Here is a 14,517-nt window from a genome sequence, read left to right as displayed (position 1 = left end):
GGAATCGCTTCGCGATTCCGCTGATGCCGTGAATCAGGCTCCAGATTAAAGCGAGAGCATGATTCACGCTTCAGCCGGGACCGCTGCGCGGTTCCGTCCGAAACGATCATGCTCCGGATCAGGCGGCGCCGATGGGCCGGGCGTCCATCACCCCCGCCGGGGCGTCGAAACCACGACCGGTCTCATAGGTCCCCAGATAGGGCTTGGGGTTCAGCAGGGTGATGGCCGCGACCACCACGACGGCGACGGCGAGCGCGGTCAGGGCGACGCGCTTTTCCTTGCGGGTGAAGGTTCTCTGTTTGCTGGTCATATCCGTTGCTCCCTCAGCGGGACATCAACGGAGAAGGCCTGATTCGTGTTCCCGGCTCTGCTGTCAGTTCGTGACGGCCAGGGCCTGCCGTGCCCTTTTGAACACATCCTCGAACATGGCGGGGGTCAGGCGGCCGGTGTTCGTGTTGAGGCGGGAGCAGTGGTAGCTGTTGATCAGGCGGTAGGGGCCCACCTCCGCCTCCACCCCATGGCCCGCCGGCGCGGCCGAGGCGGGCAGGCCCAGGGTCTTCAGCACATTGCGCCGGGACACGTCGCCGAGGGTGACGATGACCTGAAGGCGGGGCAGGGCGGCCAGCCGGTCGATCAGGAACGGGCGGCAGGTCTTCTCCTCGATCGGCAGGGGCTTGTTGCCGGGCGGTGCGCAGCGGACGGCGTTGGTGATCATGCAGTCGATCAGCTCCAGGCCGTCGTCGGGCCGGGCGTCATACCGGCCACGCGCGAAGCCGGTTTTGATCAGGGTCTCGTACAGCAGCCAGCCCGCGTGATCGCCGGTGAAGGGCCGTCCGGTGCGGTTCGCGCCCGTGCGGCCGGGCGCCAGGCCCACCACCAGCAGCCGCGCCTCGGGATCGCCGAAGGAGGGGGCCGCGCCGTTGAACCAGTCCGGGTTCTGCGCCTCGTTCCCGGCCCGGTATTCGACCAGGCGAGGGCACAGCGGGCATTTGGCGGGCGGCTCGGGGATCAGAGTCTTCATGCCTCGCGGCTCGGGCGTCCGAACACGTCCATCAGATCGGACAGGTCCACGAACTGGTCCGCGGCGCGGCGCAGGTCGTCGGCGGCCTGGGGCGGCTGGCTCTTGAGGGTGGAGACCACGCTGACCCGCACGCCCTTGTCCTGAACGGCCTCGACCAGATACCGGAAATCACCGTCGCCGGAGAACAGCACCGCATGGTCGATGTTCGGCGCCATGGACAGCATGTCCACCGCGATCTCCACGTCCATGTTGCCCTTGGTGCGGGTGTGGCCCGAGGCGTCGGTGTAGCGCTTGACCGGCTTGGTCACCATGGTGAAGCCGTTGTAGTCCAGCCAGTCCACAAGAGGACGGATCGGTGAATACTCTTCGCCCTCGACAATGGCTGTGTAATAGTAGGCGCGAACCAGAACGCCACTTGATCGGAAGAATTCGATCAGCTTTTTGAAGTCCATGTCCGCGTTCAGGGACTTGGCGGCCGAATACAGATTGGCGCCGTCGATGAACAGCGCGATGCGCTCCGTCGGATAGAAATGCATGACTGAAAATCCGCAAAATATCGAGACCGCCGACGATCCGGACCTGGCTGTCGGCGGCGAGGATGCAGTGGTGATCGCACTGGGCTCGAATGACAAGGGGGTCTGGCCGTCATGCATTGATGTGCTGGAGGCGACGGTCGCCCGTTTCCGGGCAGACGGCATCGACGTTCTGGCGCTGTCGTCCTGGTGGCGCTCGGCCGCCTGGCCAGATCCGTCGGACCCGCCCTTCGTCAACGGGGTCGCCGTCGTCACCACCGCCCATGACCCCCACGCCCTGATGGCGACGCTGGGGCGGATTGAGGAGGCGTTCGGACGGGAGCGTGGGCGGATCAACGCCCCGCGCACCCTGGACCTGGATCTGATCGCCTATGGCCGCCTCAGCGGCGATCTGGAGGGTCTGATCCTGCCGCACCCTCGCGCGGCCGAGCGCCTGTTCGTCATGGGCCCGCTGGCGGAAATCGCGCCGGAATGGGTGCACCCGACGGCGGCGAAGACGGCGAAGGTGCTGGCTGAAAGCTGTAAAGTCGGAACGGACGCGCGGCCGGTCAACTGACGCCGCGACATTCCGCACGTCGCGCGCCATTGATTTGCCACGTCGAACCCTCTATTTTCCCCGGTTCTCCCCAAGCCCCTCCGAGGATATTCATGGCCCGCGTCACCGTCGAAGACTGCATCGAGAAGGTTCCGAACCGCTTCGGACTGGTCCTGCTGGCCGGTCACCGCGCGCGCGGCATCTCGAACGGCGCCGCCCTGACCATCGACCGCGACAACGACAAGAACCCCGTCGTGGCCCTGCGCGAGCTTGCCGACGACACGGTGGTTCCGGACGATCTGCAGGAAAACCTCATCACCACGCTGCAGCGCGTGGATGAGCGCACCGAAGCCGAGGACGAGGCCGAGACCGTGGCCCTGCTGGCCGAACCCCAGCACATGAACATGGCCGAGCAGGAGCTGATCCGCGCCCTGCAGAGCGACCGTGACGGCGGCCAGGAGGATCGCTACTGACGCCCGCGCCAGCCGACGGAATCCTGATTTCCCCGGCGCGTGCCCAGGCGTCCACGCCGGGTCCTGATACTGCAAGCTCAGAACGGGCCGAGGCGAAACCCGCCCCGGCCCGTTCGCGCGCCATGCGTCAGTTCGAGCTGGTGGACGCCGTCAAGGCGTATGACCCCACCGCCGACGAGGGCCTGCTGAACCGGGCTTATGTCTATGCGATGAAGATGCACGGCTCGCAGCTGCGGGCCTCGGGGGATCCCTATTTCGCCCACCCCATCCAGGTGGCGGGCATCCTGACCGACTATCGCCTGGACACCGCCACCATCGTCACCGCCCTGCTTCACGACGTGGTGGAGGACACCTCCGCCACCCGTGACGACATCGCCGAGATGTTCGGCGAGGAGGTGGCCGGTCTGGTCGAGGGCGTCACCAAGCTGTCGCGGCTGGAGCTTCAGGCCGAGCACACGCGCCAGGCCGAGAACCTGCGCAAATTCATTCTCGCCATCTCCAAGGATGTGCGGGTGCTGCTGGTCAAGCTGGCGGACCGCCTGCACAACATGCGCACCCTCGAGTTCGTGAAGCCCGAGAAGCGTGAGCGAATCAGCCGCGAGACCCTGGAGGTCTATGCGCCGCTGGGCCGCTCCATCGGCATCCACCGCATCGCCACCGAGCTCGAGGAGCTCGCCTTCGAGCACCTGAACCCGACGGCCCGCACCGCCATCGAGCGGCGGCTGGAGGCCCTTCGCCTCGAGCACGGCCGCGCCGTCCAGGGGGTGGCCCGCGAGGTTCAGACGGTGCTGGAGGAGGCGGGCATCAAGGCCCGCGTGTTCGGTCGCGAGAAGACGCCCTATTCCATCTGGCGCAAGCTGCAGAGGAAGGCGCTGGGTTTTTCGGCCCTGTCCGACATCTACGGCTTTCGGGTTATTCTTCAGAGCGAGGACGACTGCTACCGCGCGCTGGGCGTCATCCACCGGGCATGGCCCATGGTGCCGGAGCGGTTCAAGGATCTGATCTCCACGCCCAAGTCCAACAACTACCGCAGCCTGCACACCACCGTGGTCGGCCCGTCGGGCCTGCGCATCGAGATGCAGATCCGCACCGAGGCCATGGACCGCGTGGCCGAGGAAGGCGTGGCCGCCCACTGGCGCTACAAGAACAAGTCCTATGGCTTCGATCGCGAGGCCATGGAGGAGGGCGGCGGGCGCGATCCGCTGCTGACCCTGCGCCATCTGGTGCAGGTGATCGAGCACGGCGAGGGCGGCGAGGACTGGGTCGAGCACGCCAAGCTGGAGATGTATCTGGATCAGGTCTTCGTCTTCACGCCCAAGGGGTCGCTGATCACCCTGCCGCGCGGGGCCATGGCGCTGGACTTCGCCTACGCCGTCCACACCGAGGTGGGCGACAGCGCCGTGGGCGTGAAGATCAACGGCGAGCTCAAGCCCATGCGCACGCCGCTCCAGAACGGCGACGTGGTGGAGATCATCCGCGGCGCCAAGCCCGACATTCCCTCCGACTGGCGCTCCCTGACCGTCACCGGCCGCGCCCGTTCGGCCATTCGCCGCCATATCCGCCTGTCCGAGCGCGAGGAGTTCCAGAAGCTGGGCCGCGCCGCCCTGGACCAGGCCCTGGCCCGCGTTGACAAGGAGGCGAAGGACGTCTCGCTGAAGCCGGCGCTGGAGACCTTGGCCATCGAGCTTGAAGAGGATCTGTTCGAACAGATCGGGCGCGGCCAGGCCCAGGCCGGCAAGGTCGTGGGCATCCTGTTTCCCAAGCTCAAGGCCTCCGGCCCGGAGCCGGTCGAGAAGAAGCGCATCGAAAGCGGGTCGGACGCGCGCCTCTATGTGCGCGGCGGCGGCCTGCGTCCCGGGGTCAGCATCCATTTCGGCGCCTGCTGCTCGCCGGTGCCGGGCGACCGGATCGTCGGCATCATCGAGCCGGGGCAGGGCCTGACCGTCCACACCATCGACTGCAACACCCTGGCGGACTTCGCCGACGACGACTCCGTCTGGACCGACCTGCAATGGACGCCCCAGGCCGAACAGGACGCGGTGGCCTCCACCCGTCTGGTCGCCACCATGCGCAATGCGCCCGGCGTGCTGGGGCAGGTGGCCACCGTCATCGGCGAGGCGGGCGGCAACATCCTGAACCTGAACATGACCCACCGTCAGCAGGACTTCTTCGACATGGAGATCGACGTGGAGGTGGCCGACGCCCGGCACGCCACCCAGATCATCGCCGCCCTGCGCGCCAACCCCAGCGTCGACACGGTGGAGCGGGCGCGGGGCTGAGCTTCCGCCCTTGCCGAAACGGCGCGGGCGGCTTAGGTCCGCAAGCATGACCTCCGACGACGTCCTTGAAGAATTCCGAGCCGCCGGCGCCCTGCGCGAAGGCCATTTCGTGCTGTCTTCCGGCCTGCACAGCCCGGTCTTCCTGCAGAAGAACCTGGTGTTCATGAACGCCGACCGCTGCGCCCGCCTGTGCAGGGCGCTGGCGGAGAAGGTGACGGCCGCCGTGGGGCCGGTGGATGTGGCGATCTCGCCCGCCGTCGGCGGCATCATTCCGGGCTACGAGACCGCGCGGCATCTGGGCGTGCCGTCCATGTACGTGGAGCGTGAGGGTGGCGAATTCCGCCTGCGCCGGGGCTTTTCGGTGGAGCCGGGCGAGAAGGTCGTGATGGTGGAGGACATCGTCACCACCGGCCTGTCGTCGCGCGAATGCATCGCCGCCATCCAGAAGGCGGGGGGCGAGGTGGTCGCCGCCGCCTGCATCGTGGACCGGTCGGGCGGCCGCGCCGATGTGGGCGTGCCCCTGATCGCCCTGGCAACCCTGGACGTGCCCGCTTACCCCGCCGACGCCCTGCCGCCGGAGCTGGCCGCCGTGCCGGTGGAGGATCCGGGCAGCCGTCGTCTGGCGAAGTCGTGAAAGAGTCCGCGTTCGCGGCGGGCTGAAGAGGCATGGCCCGCATCGGGCGAGGAGAACGAGGGATGGCCGAGCGGGTCCGCCTGGGTGTCAACATCGACCATGTGGCCACCGTGCGGAACGCGCGGGGCGGCGTTCATCCCGATCCCGTGCGCGCGGCGCGTGAGGCGCTGGAGGCGGGCGCCGACGGCATCACCGCCCATCTGCGCGAGGACCGCCGCCACATCTCCGACGGCGACATCGACAGCCTGACCGACCTGCTGCGCGAGCAGGCGCGGCCGCTCAATCTGGAGATGGCGGTCACCCAGGAGATGCTGGCCATCGCCCTGCACCATCGCCCGCGCGCCGTCTGTCTGGTGCCCGAGAAGCGCGAGGAGCGCACCACCGAGGGCGGGCTGGATGTGGTGGGCGGCCACAACTGGATCACGCCCTTCGTGGCGCAACTGAACGACGCCGGATCACGGGTGTCCCTGTTCATCGGCCCCGATCCCGATCAGATCGACGCCGCCCATCGGACGGGCGCGGCGGTGGTCGAGCTGCACACCGGCGCCTATTGCGACGCCTTCCGCGAAGGCCGCGTCGAGGAGGCCGAGGCCGAGCTGGCCGCCCTGCGGGCCGGGGCGGCGCAGGCCACGGCGCTGGGGCTGGAAGTCCATGCCGGCCACGGCATCGACTATGACACAGTCACGCCGATCGCGGCCATTCCCGAGGTGGTGGAGCTGAACATCGGCCATTTCCTGATCGGGGAGGCCATCTTCGTCGGTCTGGCGCCGGCCATCGCGCGGATGCGCGGGCTGATGGACGAGGCGCGGGGCCTGTGATCATCGGCATCGGGGCCGACATGACCGACATCCGGCGCATCGAGGCGTCGCTGGAGCGGTTCGGCGACCGCTTCAAGCAGCGCTGTTTCACCGAGATCGAGCGCATCCGTTCGGATCGCAAGCCCGATGCCTCCTGGAGCTACGCCAAGCGGTTCTCGGCCAAGGAGGCCTGCGCCAAGCGCTCGGCACCGGCATGCGGCGCGACGTCTACTGGCGCGACATGGGGGTGGTGAACCTGCCCTCGGGCCAGCCGACCCTGGCCCTCACCGGTCATGCGGCGGCGCATCTGGCGCGCCTGACCCCGCCCGGCCACGAACCGCGAATTCATCTGACGCTGTCTGATGAGCACCCCTATGCCCTGGCGTTCGTGGTGATCGAAGCCTTGCCCGCAACCCCGTCAACCATTACCGAAGGCGCCTGAACGACCGCGTCAAGCGGCGGGGATGGGCGTGAAAACCGATGACAGACAACGAAAAGCCGGACCGGGACGAAGACGACGCGATCGCGGCGGACGCCCCTGTAGCCGACCAGCCCTCCGTCGACGAGGCCGAGACCGCCTCCGCGCCCGAATTGGCCGAGACGCAGCCGCCTCTGGAGGACGCGCAGGACGAGGTTTCCGCCCAACCCGTCGATGAAACGCCCGTCGAGGCGGACGAGCCGGTTCAGCCTGCCGATCCCGCAGAGCCGGAAACCACCGAACAGGCCATGATGGCCGCGGCGGCCGCGGGCGCGACGACGGTTTCCGCCGTGGCCGGGACCAGCCAGACCCCCCCGCGGCCCATCTGGAGCGACAAGGGCGACGCGCCCTTCGAGGACGAGCCCGTGGACCGTCCCGCCCGCTCCCAGGGCCGCCCGGTCAAGGTGAAGCCGCCCCAGAACGAGACGGTCGAGATCATCAAGACCATCGTCTACGCCCTGGCCATCGCCTGGTGCTGCGGGTGCTGCTGTTCCAGCCCTTCACCATTCCGTCCGCCTCCATGGAGCCGAACCTCTACGAGGGCGACTACATCGTCGTGTCCAAGTGGAACTATGGCTACAGCCGCCACTCCCTGCCGTGGAGCCCGCCGCTGTTCGAGGGCCGCATCTTCGGCTCGCAGCCGGATCGCGGCGACGTGGTGGTGTTCAAGCTGCCCCAGGACAACCGCACCGACTACATCAAGCGCGTCATCGGCCTGCCCGGCGACCGCGTCCAGATGATCGGCGGACAGCTGCACATCAACGGCGTGGCGGTGGAGAACGTGCCCGCGGGCTCCCTGCGCATCGACGGCCCGTTCGGGCCCATGGATGCAGCCCAGGTGGACGAGACCCTGCCCGAGGGCCGCACCTTCCGCATCCAGGACTTCGGCCGCGGCTTCGACCTGGACGACACCCAGGTATTCGAGGTGCCCGAGGGCTACTACTTCATGATGGGCGACAATCGCGACAACTCCATCGACAGCCGCGCTGATGTGGGCCTGGTGCCGGAGGAGAATCTGGTCGGCAAGGCCCAGATCGTGCTGTTCTCGTGGGAGCCCGGCGCCTCGCTGTGGAACCCGGTCAGCTGGTTCGCCAACCTGCGGCCCAGCCGCTTCTTCAACGGGCTGAACTGACCCCATGAACGCCCGGACCGAGGCGGTCGCAGAGCTTGAGCGCCGCCTCGGCCACGCGTTTTCCGACAGGGCCCTGCTGGACCGCGCCCTGACCCACGCCAGCGTGGGGGAGGGAGGCATGCCCCACGGCAAGCCTGTGCCGGACAACCAGCGGATGGAGTTCCTGGGCGACCGGGTGCTGGGACTGCTGGTGGCCGACCGCCTGTGCCGCGACTTTCCCGAGGCGGACGAGGGTCAGCTGTCGTCGCGCCTGCACAGCCTGGTGGACAAGGCCGCCTGCGCCCGCGTTGGGCACCGGCTGAATCTGGGCGAGGCCCTGCGGATGTCGCCCGGCGAGACCAAGACCGGCGGGCGGCGCAAGGACGGCATCGTCGCCGACGCCATGGAGGCGGTGCTGGCCGCCGTGTGGCTGGACGGAGGCATGGACGCCGCCCGGGCGGTGTTCGAACGGGCCTGGGCCGAAGAGCTGGCCGTGCCGGCCGCGCCCCGCCTGGCCAATCCCAAATCCGCGCTCCAGGAGTGGTCGCAGGCGCAGGGGCGGCCCTTGCCGTCCTATGCCGTGGTCAAGCGCACCGGCTCGGATCATGCGCCGACATTCACCGTCGAAGTGTCGATCGAGGGGCTTGAACCCTTGACCGCCCAGGGACGTTCGCGTCAGGAGGCGGAAAAGGCGGCCGCTGTCGCCCTGTTGAACCGAGAAGGCGTCATTTGACCGAGACCACCCCCACCCCCCGCGCGGCTTCGCCGCCATCATCGGCGCGCCCAACGCCGGCAAGTCCACGCTGGTGAACCGGCTGACGGGATCGAAGGTCTCCATCGTCACCCAGAAGGTGCAGACCACGCGCTTCCCTGTGCGCGGCATCGCCATCCATGAGCAGAGCCAGATCGTGCTGGTGGACACCCCGGGCATCTTCAAGCCGCGCCGCAGGCTGGACCGGGCCATGGTCGCCTCGGCCTGGGGCGGGGCGCAGGACGCCGACGCCGTGGTGCATCTGGTGGACGTCGCCGCCGAGATCGCGGTGGCCGCCCGCGAAGCTCCGCCGCCGACCACCGCCAGATCGAGGACACGCGCGCCATCGCCGAGAACCTCAAGGCCACCGGCGCCACCGCCATCCTGGCCCTGAACAAGATCGACGGCGTGCGTCGCGACGCCATGCTCGGCGTGTCGCAGGAGCTGTTCGAACTGGGCGTCTATTCCGAGGTGTTCATGATCTCGGCCGCCGACGGTTCGGGGGTGGACGATCTCAAGGCCCGTCTGGCGGCCCTGATGCCAGAGGGCGTGTGGCTGTATCCCGAGGACCAGAGCGCCGACGTGCCCCTGCGGGTGCTGGCCGCCGAGATCACCCGCGAGAAGCTGTACCTGCGCGTGCACGAGGAACTGCCCTATTCGGCCGCCGTGGAGACGACCGCCTTCGAGGAGAAGCCCGACGGCTCGGCCCGCATCGAACAGACCATCTATGTGGAGCGCGACAGCCAGCGCCCGATCATCCTGGGCAAGGGCGGCCAGACCCTGAAATGGATCGGCCAGAAGGCGCGCGAGGAGCTGACCGAACTGATGGACCGTCCGGTCCACCTGTTCATCACGGTCAAGGTCGATCCCAAGTGGCAGGACTCCCGGGCGCTGTATGCGCAGTTCGGACTGGACTTCGACGTCTAGGGATCCGTGGGGGGATAACCCGGCATCCGGGCTAGACTTCGGGCCTCACATCCCTGATTCGACGGCCCATGACTGTTCACACTCCGCCGCCCGAGGGCGGCCGCATCGTCGACGAGCCCCTGGGCGAGGCGCTCAGCCGCCGCTACTTGGCCTATGCCCTGTCGACCATCACCAACCGGGCGCTGCCGGACGTGCGCGACGGATTCAAGCCGGTGCACCGGCGCATCCTGTACGCCATGCACCAGATGCGCCTGAACCCCCAGGCCGCGGCGCGGAAGTGCGCCAAGGTGGTGGGCGAGGTGATGGGCGGCTACCACCCCCACGGCGACGCCTCGATCTATGAGGCGCTGGTGCGTCTGGCCCAGGACTTCGCCCAGCGGTATCCGCTGGTGGACGGGCAGGGCAATTTCGGCAACATCGACGGCGATAGCGCCGCGGCCATGCGCTACACCGAGTGCAAGCTGACGGCGGCGGCCCAGCTGCTGCTGGAGGGCATCGGCGAGAACGCGGTCGACTTCCGCCCCACCTATGACGATCAGGACGAGGAGCCCATCGTCCTGCCCGCCGGGTTCCCGAACCTGCTGGCCAACGGCTCGTCGGGCATCGCCGTGGGCATGGCCACCTCGATCCCGCCCCACAACGCCGCCGAGCTGATCGACGCCTGTCTCAAGCTGCTGGAGACGCCGGAAACGACGACCGAGGAACTGGTCGCCATCGTGCCCGGCCCCGACTTCCCCACCGGCGGCGTGGCGGTGGAGTCCGCCGCTTCCATTCTCGACGCCTACCAGACCGGCCGGGGCGGAGTGCGCCTGCGCGCGCGCTGGGAGACCGAGGATCTGGGCCGGGGCATGTGGCGCGTGGTCGTCACCGAGATGCCCTATCAGGTGCAGAAGTCCAAGCTGATCGAAGCCCTGGCCGACCTGATCGAAAACAAGAAAGCCCCCCTGCTGGCCGACGTGCGCGACGAGTCCGCCGAGGACATCCGCCTGATCCTGGAGCCTAAGTCCCGCACGGTGGAGCCCGAGGTGCTGATGGAGAGCCTGTTCAAGCTCTCCGATCTCGAGGTGCGCTTCCCCATCAACATGAACGTGCTGGACGCCACCGGCACCCCGGGCGTGCTGGGGCTCAAGGCCTGTCTGGTCGCCTTCCTGGATCACCGCCGCGAGGTCTTGATCCGCCGTGGTCAGTGGCGGCTGGAACGCATTGAAAAACGGCTACATCTGCTGGAAGGACTCAAGCTCGTCTTCCTCAATCTGGACGAGGTCATCCGCATCGTCCGCGAAGAGGAGCAGCCCAAGGCCCGGCTGATCGAACGCTTCGCCCTGAGCGAGCTGCAGGCCGATTTCATCCTCGACACCCGCCTGCGTCAGCTGGCGCGGCTTGAGGAAATGACCATCCAGAAGGAGTTCGACGAACTCGCTGAGGAGCTGGCGGGCCTCAAGGCCATGATCGCCTCTCCGGCCAAACAGACCAAGCTGCTGGCGCTGGGCCTGCAGGACGTACGCAAGGCCCTGATCTCGCCGCGCCGCACCACCATGGGCGATGCGCCGGACGTCAGCGAGGTGTCCATCGACGCCTTCATCCCGCGCGAGGCCATCACCGTCATCCTGTCCGAGCGCGGCTGGATCCGCGCCGCACGGGGCAAGGTGGACGATCCGTCCGAGCTGAAGTTCAAGGAGGGCGACGATCTGGCCTTCCTCGTGCCCGCCTTCACCACCGACAAGCTGCTGGTGGCGGCGTCCGACGGGCGCATCTTCACCCTCGGCGCCGACAAGCTGCCGTCCGGGCGCGGGCACGGCGAGCCGCTGCGCCTGATGATCGATCTGGACGAGAGCGCGGCCATCATCAACGTGCTGGCGCACCAGCCGGGCGCGAAGCTGCTGGTGGCGTCGAAGGCGGGCTACGGCTTCGTCACGCCCGAGGACGACGCCCTGGCCCAGAAGCGCGGCGGCAAGCAGGTGCTGAACGGCGACATGGCCGCCTGCCTGCGCGTGTCGGGCGATCATGTCGCGGTGATCGGGGAGAACATCAAGGCGCTGGTGTTCCCGCTAGAGGAACTGCCGGAGATGGCGCGCGGCAAGGGCGTCAAGCTGCAGACCTACAAGCAGGGCGGCCTGGCCGACATCACCGTGTTCAACGCCGAGGACGGCCCCGACTGGCGCGACGGCGGCGACCGTCGCCGCAACTGGCCCGACTGGCGCGACTGGCTGGGCAAGCGCGCCGCGGCCGGCCGGCAGGGGCCGCGGGGGCTGCGCAAGTTCCGCTGAGGGTGTCCATGGAGAGGCGGCGCAGGCCGCCCCTCCCGGTAGCGGATGACGGGCCCTAGGCCACCGTCGCCTTGACGATCTTGCCGGGCGCGCGGGGCGGCTCGCCCTTGGGCAGGGCGTCCACGTGGTCCATGCCCTCGATGACCTGGCCCCAGACGGTGTACTGGCCGTCCAGGAAGGTGGCGTCGTCGAAGCAGATGAAGAACTGGCTGTTGGCGCTGTCCGGGTTCGCCGTGCGGGCCATGGAGCAGACGCCGCGCACGTGCGGCTCCTTGCTGAACTCGGCCTTCAGGTTGGGCCTGGACGAGCCGGAGGTGCCGGTGCCCGTGGGATCGCCGCCCTGGGCCATGAAGCCGGGGATGACGCGGTGGAACACCACGCCGTCATAAAAGCCCTCGGAGGCCAGCTCGGTGATGCGCTCCACGTGGCCGGGAGCCAGGTCGGAACGCAGCTTGATGACCACGTCGCCCGTGCCGGCGCCGGTGTCGAGGGTGAAGGTCAGGGTGTCGGCCATTGGGGCTCTCCGTGTCTAAAGTCGCGGGGGTCATAGCCGTTCAAGCGCGTGAGGGCTATGGAGCGTTCATGAGCCAGGATGAAAAACCGCCCGAACGCCGCCGCATGGTGAGACTGCCCACGGGCGGGACCGCCGCCGGACGCGGCATGGGCCAGAAGATCCGCACGGCGGACAAGAAGTCCCTGTCCAGCCAGGAATGGATCAAGCGCCAGCTGGCGGACAAATTCTCGGAAAAGGCCCGGGCCGAGGGCTGGCGCAGCCGCGCGGCCTTCAAGCTGACCGAGATCGACGACCGCCTGCACGTGATCCGGGACGGGGCGCGGGTGATCGACCTGGGCGCGGCGCCCGGCGGCTGGGTGCAGGTGGCCCTGAAACGCGGCGCGACGGCGGTGGCGGGGGTGGACCTGCTGCCCATCGAGCCCATCACCGGCGCGGAGCTGATCGAAGGCGACTTCACCGATCCCGGCGTGGGCGAGCGGCTGCTCGAGCTTCTGGGCGGACCGCCGGACCTGGTGCTGTCCGACATGGCCCACAACACGGTGGGGCACCGCAAGACCGACCACATGAAGATCGTCCTGCTGATCGAGGCGGCGGCGGATTTCGCCATCACCTATCTGAAGCCGGGCGGCTCGTTCGTGACCAAGGCGTTCCAGGGCGCGGACCTGGGCGATCTGAAGAACCGGCTGCGGGCCGAGTTCGAGACGGTGAAATTCGTCAAGCCGGAAGCCAGCCGCAAGGATTCGTCCGAGGTGTTCATGGTGGCGCTGAACAAGCGCTAGTCGTCGTTTCGCGCGGCCTGCCGGGGGCTGAACTTGGGCGCGGGCGCCAGACGCAGGACCTCGCCCTGATAGCGCTCGTCGTCGCCCATGGCGGCGAAGGGCAGGGCGTCGGCGACGGCGTTCAGCAGGGCCTCTACCCAGGGCAGCTCGGCCTTGTGGAAGTCCCCCAGCACGTGGGGCATCACCAGGTGCTTCTCGCCGGGATGGCCGATGCCCAGCCGGGCGCGGCGAAAGTCGGGGCCCAGGTGGCTGATCAGCGAGCGCACCCCGTTCTGGCCCGCCGCGCCGCCGCCGGTCTTCATGCGGAAGCGGCCGGGGGCGAGGTCGATCTCGTCGTGGAAGACGATCACCTCGCCGGGCGGGACCTTGTAGAAGCGCGCCGCCTCGCCCACGGCGCGGCCGCTTTCGTTCATGTAGGTCTGGGGCTTCATCAGCAGGGCGCGGACCTCGCCCTGGGGCGTCTCGATCACGCCCTCGGAGACCACCGACTGGAACTTGGCCCGCTCGGGTCCGAACCGCCAACGGCGCGCGATGGCGTCGGCGGCCATGAAGCCGATGTTGTGGCGGTTGTTGCGGTACTTGTCGCCCGGATTGCCCAGGCCGGCGAGAATCAGCATGGCGTCAATCTAGTCCAGAAAAGGAAACGGCCCCCTCCGTTTCCGGAAGGGGCCGTCTCAAGCTTCCAACCCGGAAAGCGGGATCAGTCTTCCGACTTCTCTTCCGTTTCGGCCTCGGCCTCGGCTTCAGCCTCAGGCGCGGCGGCTTCTTCCTCGGCGGCGGCGTCAGCGGCTTCGTCGGCGGCTTCCGACTGGGCGGCCGAGGAGACCTTGATCGAGGCGATCATGAAGTCACGGTCGGTGATGGTGGCGTGCGCGCCCTCGGGCAGGGTGATGTCCGACATGCGGATCGCGTCGCCCAGCTCGCGGCCGGCCAGGTCCACGACCAGCTCTTCGGGGATGCGGTCGGCGCGGACGACGATCTCGACTTCGTGGCGGACGATCTCCAGAGAGCCGCCCTGACGGAAGGCGGCGCACTCGTCCTGGTTCTTGAAGTGAACCGGGATCGAGATCTTCACGTCGCCCTTGGCGTCAACGCGCATCAGGTCGAAGTGCATCGGACGGTCCGACACCGGGTCGAACTGGATGTCCTTGGCGATGACCGGCTGGGTCTCCTTGCCGTACTTCAGGGTCACCAGGTGGCCCAGCAGCTTGCCGGTGTACAGCGACTTGCGGAAGTCCTTCTCGTTGACCGAGATGGCGACCGGCTTTTCACCGCCGCCATACAGGACGCCCGGCACGAAGCCTTCACGCCGCGCAGCGCGGGCGCCGCCGGTTCCCACGTCCTTGCGGACGTCCACGTTCAGAATGATCTCAGCCATCAGGCTCGCCTCAATAACAAAACCGCCGCGCAAAACGGCC

General features: G+C 68.3%; 16 protein-coding genes and 2 pseudogenes. 11 read left to right on the top strand and 7 right to left on the bottom strand.

Annotation, left to right across the window (positions count from 1 at the left end):
- Positions 1–118 precede the first annotated feature (118 nt).
- The 3 genes from MBEBAB_RS13010 to MBEBAB_RS13000 all read right to left on the bottom strand — a co-directional run bounded on the left by MBEBAB_RS13010 (position 119) and on the right by MBEBAB_RS13000 (position 1,557).
- Positions 119–310, bottom strand: a complete 192-nt coding sequence (locus MBEBAB_RS13010; protein ID WP_021698452.1) for a hypothetical protein — start codon at positions 308–310, stop codon at positions 119–121.
- A 63-nt stretch (positions 311–373) separates the two neighbouring features.
- Complete coding sequence (locus tag MBEBAB_RS13005) at positions 374–1,021, bottom strand: uracil-DNA glycosylase (RefSeq protein ID WP_021698451.1); 648 nt, start codon at positions 1,019–1,021, stop codon at positions 374–376.
- On the bottom strand, positions 1,018–1,557 hold the full coding sequence (locus tag MBEBAB_RS13000) for a LabA-like NYN domain-containing protein (protein WP_021698450.1): 540 nt from the start codon (positions 1,555–1,557) through the stop codon (positions 1,018–1,020). The genes MBEBAB_RS13005 and MBEBAB_RS13000 overlap by 4 nt, the downstream gene beginning before the upstream one ends.
- Between MBEBAB_RS13000 and folK the strand changes: the two genes are divergently transcribed.
- The 6 genes and pseudogenes from folK to acpS all read left to right on the top strand — a co-directional run bounded on the left by folK (position 1,556) and on the right by acpS (position 6,714).
- Complete coding sequence (gene folK / locus MBEBAB_RS12995) at positions 1,556–2,110, top strand: 2-amino-4-hydroxy-6-hydroxymethyldihydropteridine diphosphokinase (protein ID WP_021698449.1); 555 nt, start codon at positions 1,556–1,558, stop codon at positions 2,108–2,110. The two genes, MBEBAB_RS13000 and folK, sit on opposite strands and share 2 nt — an antisense overlap.
- A 92-nt stretch (positions 2,111–2,202) precedes the next feature.
- Complete coding sequence (gene rpoZ, locus MBEBAB_RS12990) at positions 2,203–2,562, top strand: DNA-directed RNA polymerase subunit omega (protein ID WP_021698448.1); 360 nt, start codon at positions 2,203–2,205, stop codon at positions 2,560–2,562.
- 122 nt (positions 2,563–2,684) lie between these two features.
- Positions 2,685–4,841: a RelA/SpoT family protein gene (locus tag MBEBAB_RS12985; RefSeq protein WP_021698447.1), complete on the top strand. Its 2,157-nt coding sequence runs from the start codon at positions 2,685–2,687 to the stop codon at positions 4,839–4,841.
- A 46-nt stretch (positions 4,842–4,887) separates the two neighbouring features.
- Positions 4,888–5,475: an orotate phosphoribosyltransferase gene (pyrE, locus tag MBEBAB_RS12980; protein WP_021698446.1), complete on the top strand. Its 588-nt coding sequence runs from the start codon at positions 4,888–4,890 to the stop codon at positions 5,473–5,475.
- 62 nt (positions 5,476–5,537) lie between these two features.
- The gene (locus tag MBEBAB_RS12975) at positions 5,538–6,293 is read left to right on the top strand and encodes a pyridoxine 5'-phosphate synthase (protein ID WP_021698445.1); all 756 of its coding nucleotides are present in this window, start codon (positions 5,538–5,540) and stop codon (positions 6,291–6,293) included.
- Positions 6,290–6,714 (top strand): annotated as a pseudogene (gene acpS / locus MBEBAB_RS12970) (holo-ACP synthase). The gene MBEBAB_RS12975 and the pseudogene acpS overlap by 4 nt, the downstream one beginning before the upstream one ends.
- Before the next feature lie 241 nt (positions 6,715–6,955).
- Here the strand turns inward: acpS and MBEBAB_RS17775 are convergent.
- Positions 6,956–7,198, bottom strand: a complete 243-nt coding sequence (locus tag MBEBAB_RS17775; RefSeq protein WP_242397174.1) for a hypothetical protein — start codon at positions 7,196–7,198, stop codon at positions 6,956–6,958.
- 24 nt (positions 7,199–7,222) lie between these two features.
- Between MBEBAB_RS17775 and lepB the strand changes: the two genes are divergently transcribed.
- From lepB to parC, 4 genes and pseudogenes are all read left to right on the top strand, one after another.
- Positions 7,223–7,882 carry a signal peptidase I gene (gene lepB / locus MBEBAB_RS12965; protein ID WP_021698443.1) on the top strand — a complete coding sequence of 220 codons (660 nt, stop codon included), beginning with the start codon at positions 7,223–7,225 and terminating at the stop codon, positions 7,880–7,882.
- 4 nt (positions 7,883–7,886) lie between these two features.
- Positions 7,887–8,594, top strand: a complete 708-nt coding sequence (rnc, locus tag MBEBAB_RS12960) for a ribonuclease III (protein ID WP_021698442.1) — start codon at positions 7,887–7,889, stop codon at positions 8,592–8,594.
- Positions 8,595–8,631: 37 nt separating this feature from the next.
- Positions 8,632–9,539 (top strand): annotated as a pseudogene (gene era / locus MBEBAB_RS12955) (GTPase Era).
- Between the two features lie 68 nt (positions 9,540–9,607).
- Positions 9,608–11,806, top strand: a complete 2,199-nt coding sequence (gene parC, locus MBEBAB_RS12950) for a DNA topoisomerase IV subunit A (protein WP_021698440.1) — start codon at positions 9,608–9,610, stop codon at positions 11,804–11,806.
- A gap of 55 nt (positions 11,807–11,861) precedes the next feature.
- Here the strand turns inward: parC and MBEBAB_RS12945 are convergent, their stop codons facing one another.
- The gene (locus MBEBAB_RS12945) at positions 11,862–12,320 is read right to left on the bottom strand and encodes a peptidylprolyl isomerase (RefSeq protein WP_021698439.1); all 459 of its coding nucleotides are present in this window, start codon (positions 12,318–12,320) and stop codon (positions 11,862–11,864) included.
- A 68-nt stretch (positions 12,321–12,388) separates the two neighbouring features.
- Here MBEBAB_RS12945 and MBEBAB_RS12940 point away from each other — a divergent pair, with 68 nt between their 5' ends.
- Entirely contained in the window at positions 12,389–13,099 is a 711-nt protein-coding gene (locus tag MBEBAB_RS12940; RefSeq protein ID WP_021698438.1) for an RlmE family RNA methyltransferase, read from the top strand.
- On the opposite strand, the gene pth is transcribed toward MBEBAB_RS12940, so the two are convergent.
- Positions 13,096–13,716 carry an aminoacyl-tRNA hydrolase gene (pth, locus tag MBEBAB_RS12935; protein ID WP_021698437.1) on the bottom strand — a complete coding sequence of 207 codons (621 nt, stop codon included), beginning with the start codon at positions 13,714–13,716 and terminating at the stop codon, positions 13,096–13,098. The two genes, MBEBAB_RS12940 and pth, sit on opposite strands and share 4 nt — an antisense overlap.
- A gap of 83 nt (positions 13,717–13,799) precedes the next feature.
- The gene (locus MBEBAB_RS12930) at positions 13,800–14,477 is read right to left on the bottom strand and encodes a 50S ribosomal protein L25/general stress protein Ctc (protein ID WP_021698436.1); all 678 of its coding nucleotides are present in this window, start codon (positions 14,475–14,477) and stop codon (positions 13,800–13,802) included.
- Positions 14,478–14,517 lie beyond the last annotated feature (40 nt).

The organism is Brevundimonas abyssalis TAR-001 (assembly GCF_000466985.1).
Lineage (GTDB): Bacteria > Pseudomonadota > Alphaproteobacteria > Caulobacterales > Caulobacteraceae > Brevundimonas > Brevundimonas abyssalis.
Note: the sequence above shows the minus strand (reverse complement) of the source record. Positions and strands in the feature narration are given on the sequence as shown.